We start from the raw sequence: 5,354 nt of genomic DNA, 5'->3' as shown, positions 1-5,354 counted from the left end.
CCGCCGAGCGGGCCGCCGTGCCCCTCGCCGCCGGCGACCTGCCCGGCCTGCTGCCCCGGGTCATCTCCGACCTGCTGGCGTCGTCCGGGCGGGGGCACCCCGGGGGCGGTCACGGCGGGTAGCGTGACCGCCATGAGCGTGCAGGGGCCCGAGGCGTCGGCCAGCAGCGCACCCAGAACGTATGCCGCCGTCGACCTCGACGCGGTCCGCGATTCGGTGGCCGCCCTCGCGGCCCGCGCCGGCGACGCCGCCACCATGGCCGTCGTGAAGGCCGACGGGTACGGCCACGGCATGGTTCCCTGCGCCCGAGCCGCGCTGGAAGCCGGCGCGAGCTGGCTTGGCACGGCGGTCGTCGAGGAGGCGCTCGCGCTGCGCGCGGCCGGCATCACCGCGCCGGTACTGTGCTGGCTCGCTACCCCCGGTGAGCGGTTCGCCGAGGCAATCACGGCCGGCATCGACGTGTCGGCGTCCGCGCCCTGGACCCTGGCGGAGATCGCCGCGGCGGCGCGGCAGGCCGGTCGGCCGGCCCGGGTGCATCTCAAGGCCGACACCGGCCTCGGCCGGGCGGGGGCGATGCCCGGCGACTGGCCCGGGCTGTGCGACCAGGCCGCGGCGCTGCAGGCCGAGGGCGTGATCGAGGCGTTCGGGGTGTGGAGTCACTTCGCGTTCGCCGACGCCCCCGGGCATGCGACGGTGCAGGCTCAGATCGGGGCGTTCCGGGACGCCGTCGACATCGCCGAGAAGGCCGGGCTGGCGCCGACCGTGCGGCATCTCGCGAACTCCGCGGCGACCCTGGTCAGCCCCGAGGCCCATTTCGACCTGGTGCGGCCCGGGGTGTCGGTCTACGGGCTCTCCCCGGGCCCGGACGTCGGACCGCCCGCGCAGTTCGGCCTACGGCCGGCGATGTCGCTGGTCAGCCACGCCGCGCTGGTCAAGCGGGTGCCGGCCGGCACGGGCGTGTCCTACGCCCACCGCTACACCACGGCGCGGGAGACGACGCTCGCCCTGGTACCACTGGGCTACGCCGACGGCATCCCCCGGGCCGCCACGAACACCGCAGAGGTGCTGTTCGGCGGCCGCCGACGGCGCATCGCCGGCACCGTCTGCATGGACCAGTTCGTCCTCGACGTCGGGGACGACGAGGTGGCCGCGGGCGACGAGGTGCGGCTGTTCGGCCCGGGCGACCGCGGGGAGCCGACCGCCGACGACTGGGCCGCGGCGCTGGGCACGATCAACTACGAGATCGTCACCCGGATCGGCGGGCGCGTCCCGCGCATCTACCTCTAGCCAGCGCGTGCGTCCTGCCCGCGCGCCCGCCGCCGCGGCCCCGCCCCCGCGCGGAGGTGAGCGTGCAGGCGACGGGGACGGGCGACGGCCCGGATCAGCCGCAGCTGCCGGAGGAGCAGCCTCCACCACTGGGGGCGCCGCCGCCGAGGGCGCCGCGCTCGATCCGGCGGCGCACCGGACGGGCCGCGGCCTCGACGGACTCCCGCTCGGCCTGCTCGATCTTGGAGCGGGTCGTCAGCGTCAGCATGACCGGGCCGGGGGCGGCCGGTACCGCCGCGGCGGGCTCCGGCTCGGTCTCGGGTTCGGACTCGTCGACCATCGCGAGCGCGGCGGCCCGCTCCGGGCCCGTCAGACCGCGACCGGCATTTACCGAGATGTCCCTGCTCTTGCGCCACGCCAGCTTCACGATTCCCGCCTCCGCAACGAAACAACCACCGCCCGGCCGGGTGTCCCGGCCTCGTTCCACGGTAAGGGAAGGCGCCCGGCTCGGCCCGCCGCGGCGGCCCGGATGTGACCCGGCTCCGCTGTCGGCCAACCGACGGCCGACCCCGGGGAGCGGCGAGGCGGGGGCCGTACCGGTCCGCGTCAGATCGCCGTCGGTGATCCTTCTGCGGAGATCCCGGCGACGTATCCCGAGAGCCCGGCGTCCGATTCGGCCTTCGGGACACCCGGTGAAGGGGACGGTCGGCGGCCGGCGAAGTCGGTCCTGCCGGGGTCCGGGCGGCCTGGTGGCTAGACTTGGCCGGGAGTCGCGACTGGCGCACAGAGGTGGAACTGACCACCGGGGAGCGATGAGCGGGCCGGTGCCGTGCGCCTGGGTGCCTCCGGTCGGATGAGACCTGCCGGAGGTCACTGTGCACAATCCCCCGCTTCCCGAACTCGCCGTCGCCGATCCCGAGATCGCCGGGCTGGTCGAGGCCGAGGCCGCCCGTCAGCACGCGTCGATCAGGCTGATCGCGTCGGAGAACTACGTCTCCACCGCGGTGCTGGAGGCGTCCGGATCCGTCCTGACCAACAAGTACTCCGAGGGGTACGTCGGCCGGCGGTACTACGAGGGTCAGCAGGTCGTCGACCCGATCGAGACGCTGGCCGTCGACCGGGCCAAGGCGCTGTTCGGCGTCGAGCACGCCAACGTGCAGCCGTACTCCGGCTCGCCGGCGAACCTGGCCGTCTACCTCGCCTTCGCCCAGCCCGGGGACACGGTGATGGGCCTGTCGCTGCCGATGGGCGGCCACCTGACGCACGGCTGGAGCGTGTCGGCGACCGGCAAGTGGTTCCGCAGCGTCCGCTACGGCCTGCGGGCGGACACCGGCCGGATCGACCTGGACGAGGTGCGCGACCTTGCCCGCGCCGAGCGGCCGAAGATTATTTTCTGTGGTGGGACGGCGATCCCGCGGACGATCGACTTCCCGGCCTTCGCCGAGATCGCGCGTGAGGTGGGGGCGGTGCTCGTCGCCGACATCGCCCACATCGCCGGGCTGATCGCCGGCGGTGCCCACCCCTCCCCGGTCGGCCACGCTCCGGTGATCTCGACCACCACGCACAAGACACTGCGCGGACCGCGCGGGGCCATGCTGCTCTCGGACGCCGAGCACGCCACGGCGCTGGACAAGGCGGTGTTCCCCGGCCTACAGGGCGGCCCGCACAACCACACCACGGCGGCCATCGCGGTGGCCCTGCGGGAGGCCTCGACGCCCGCGTTCCGCGACTACGCCCACGCGATCGTGGCGAACGCCCGCGCCCTCGCCGAGGCGCTGGTGGAGCGCGGGTTCGACCTCGTCACCGGGGGCACCGACAACCACCTCATCCTCATCGACCTCACCGGCAAGGACATCGGCGGAAAGCCGGCGGCGAAGGCGCTCGACGCGGCGGGGATCGAGCTGAACTACAACGCGGTGCCCTTCGACAAGCGCAAGCCGTTCGACCCCTCCGGCATCCGGCTCGGCACCGCCGCGATCACCACCCGCGGTCTCACCCCGGCGCACATGCCGGCGCTCGCCGGCTGGATCGACGACGTCGTCAAGGCCGCCGGCGCCGGCGACACCGCGACGATCGGTCGGGTCCGGGAGCAGGTCACCGAGCTGGTCAGCGGCTTCCCGATGCCCGGCTTCGCCTGATTCTCCCAGCGCCCGAAGCGTGACCACGCGCCGACCTGTGGGGGCCGGAGCGTGGTCCCGCGTGCGTCACGTGACCCCTGCTCCTGGCGCCCGCGCGGTGCATCATCGGTTCAGGGCAGCCCGGAGGAGGGAGCACTGATGGTGAGGACCGTGGGCCCGTTCGCGGGTTCCCGGGCGGCACGCGCCGCCACGGGATCGGTCGGTGTGGTCAGCGCGGCCGTCGCGGCCGGCCTGGTCGCGCAGCGGCGGGCGATCCACCGCCGCCGCAACCGGCCGGACGCGCCGCCGGAGCCAGCGCTGGGGCCGATCGGTGGCCGGGTCGCCACGGTGCTCGCAGCCGACGGCGTGCCGCTGCACGTCGAGGAGACCGGTCCGCCGGACGCGCCGCTGACACTGGTGTTCGTCCACGGGTTCTGCGTGTCCGCCGAGTGCTGGACCCTGCAGCACCGGGCCCTCGCGGACCTCGGCCGGATGGTCTTCTTCGACCAGCGCGCGCACGGGCGCTCCGGGCCGTCCGAGGTTGGCAACTGCACCATCGACGTGCTCGCCGACGACCTCCACCAGGTGATCCGCGAACGGGTGCCCGGCGGACCGATCATCCTCGTCGGTCATTCGATGGGGGGCATGGCGGTCCTGGGCCTGGCCGCCGCCCATCCCGAGCTCTTCGACGACCGGATCATCGGGGTGGCGCTGCTGTCGACCAGCGCGTCGGAGCTGGCCCAGGTGACCCTGGGGCTGCCCGCCCTGGCGACGGCGGTGGTGCGCCGGGTACTGCCCGGCATAGCCGTCGGTATGCGGCACACCTCGAGCCTGCTGGAGCGGGTCCGCGGGCGGGGCAGCGACCTGTCGTGGGAGGTGACCCGCCGGATCGGGTTCGGCGCCACCGATCTGCCGCCGGCGGTGGTCACGTTCCTCGAGACGATGGTCTCGGACACCTCGGTCGCAGTGATCGCGGCGTTCCTGCCCACCCTGCTCGACAACGACCGGCTGGCCGCCGCCGCCCGCCTGGTGGGGATCCCCACCGTGCTGGTCGTCGGCGACGCCGACCTGATCACCCCGGTGGCCCACAGCCGGACGATCGCCGAGATCCTGCCCGACGCGGAGCTGGTCGTCGAGGAGGACGCGGGCCACGCCATCATGTTGGAACGGCCCGAGGCGGTGAACGCGGCGATCCGCCGGCTGGTGCAGCGGTCACTCGCCGAGGTCTCGCTGCCGCTGCCGCGGTCGCGGTCGGGGCTTCCGCCCGCGGCGGTCGGTGCTGCCGCGGACGGTGCCCCGTCGGCCGAACGGGCGGCGATCGTCGACCGTGACGCCGGCGGGACGGCGGCCTGACCGGCCCGGCGGACCCGGGCAGGCAGGACCCGGGCAGGCGAGGAGGTGACGGGCGTGGACGCCACACGGCAAGGTGACCTGGTCGTCGTGCCCACGGCGGCCCGGATGCGGGACTTCGGCGCCCGGCTGAGCGCGTTGCTGCGCCCCGGCGACCTGCTCGTGCTCTCCGGCCCGCTCGGCGCGGGCAAGACGGTCCTCACCCAGGGCATCGCCGCCGGGCTCGGCGTGCGGGACCCGGTCACCTCGCCGACGTTCGTGCTCGCGCGGATCTACCCGGACGGCCGGATCCCGCTGGTGCACGTCGACGCCTACCGCCTCGGTGGGGTGACCGAGGTCGACGACCTCGACCTCGACGCCGACGCCGACACCTCGGTGACCGTCGTCGAGTGGGGCGCCGGGCTGGTCGACGGGCTCGCCCAGGACCATCTCGAGCTCGTGCTCACCCGGCCCACCGCCGACGAGGCCGGCGAGACCAGAACGGTCCGTCTCGTGGCCACCGGCCCGAACTGGGCGCGCCGGCTGCGCGACCTCGCCGCGGACTGGTGAGCGCGCCGCGGGCTGGTGGGCGCGCCGTCGGCGCCGACTCGCCGCGGATCGAACGCGCCGCCTGCGCCGGGC

The 5,354-nt window shown here is 74.8% G+C and carries 5 protein-coding genes and 1 riboswitch; of the genes, 4 read left to right on the top strand and 1 reads right to left on the bottom strand.

Features of this window, described 5'->3' with window-relative positions; genetic code table 11:
* Nucleotides 1–132 precede the first annotated feature (132 nt).
* The gene (gene alr, locus ND748_RS24455; protein WP_251748316.1) at nucleotides 133–1,287 is read left to right on the top strand and encodes an alanine racemase; all 1,155 of its coding nucleotides are present in this window, start codon (nucleotides 133–135) and stop codon (nucleotides 1,285–1,287) included.
* 94 nt (nucleotides 1,288–1,381) lie between these two features.
* Here alr and ND748_RS24450 read toward each other — a convergent pair whose 3' ends face one another.
* Nucleotides 1,382–1,693, bottom strand: a complete 312-nt coding sequence (locus tag ND748_RS24450; RefSeq protein WP_251748315.1) for a hypothetical protein — start codon at nucleotides 1,691–1,693, stop codon at nucleotides 1,382–1,384.
* A 335-nt stretch (nucleotides 1,694–2,028) separates the two neighbouring features.
* Nucleotides 2,029–2,114: riboswitch (ZMP/ZTP riboswitch) on the top strand.
* A 27-nt stretch (nucleotides 2,115–2,141) separates the two neighbouring features.
* Between ND748_RS24450 and glyA the strand changes: the two genes are divergently transcribed.
* The 3 genes from glyA (at nucleotide 2,142) to tsaE (ending at nucleotide 5,282) form a co-directional block, all read left to right on the top strand.
* Entirely contained in the window at nucleotides 2,142–3,404 is a 1,263-nt protein-coding gene (gene glyA, locus ND748_RS24445) for a serine hydroxymethyltransferase (protein ID WP_251748314.1), read from the top strand.
* 138 nt (nucleotides 3,405–3,542) lie between these two features.
* Nucleotides 3,543–4,736 carry an alpha/beta fold hydrolase gene (locus ND748_RS24440; RefSeq protein ID WP_251748313.1) on the top strand — a complete coding sequence of 398 codons (1,194 nt, stop codon included), beginning with the start codon at nucleotides 3,543–3,545 and terminating at the stop codon, nucleotides 4,734–4,736.
* A gap of 54 nt (nucleotides 4,737–4,790) precedes the next feature.
* Nucleotides 4,791–5,282: a tRNA (adenosine(37)-N6)-threonylcarbamoyltransferase complex ATPase subunit type 1 TsaE gene (gene tsaE / locus ND748_RS24435; protein ID WP_251748312.1), complete on the top strand. Its 492-nt coding sequence runs from the start codon at nucleotides 4,791–4,793 to the stop codon at nucleotides 5,280–5,282.
* The last annotated feature ends 72 nt before the right edge of the window (nucleotides 5,283–5,354 follow it).

Source organism: Frankia sp. AiPs1, assembly GCF_023716945.1.
Taxonomy (GTDB): Bacteria; Actinomycetota; Actinomycetes; order Frankiales; family Frankiaceae; genus Frankia.
Note: the sequence above shows the minus strand (reverse complement) of the source record. Positions and strands in the feature narration are given on the sequence as shown.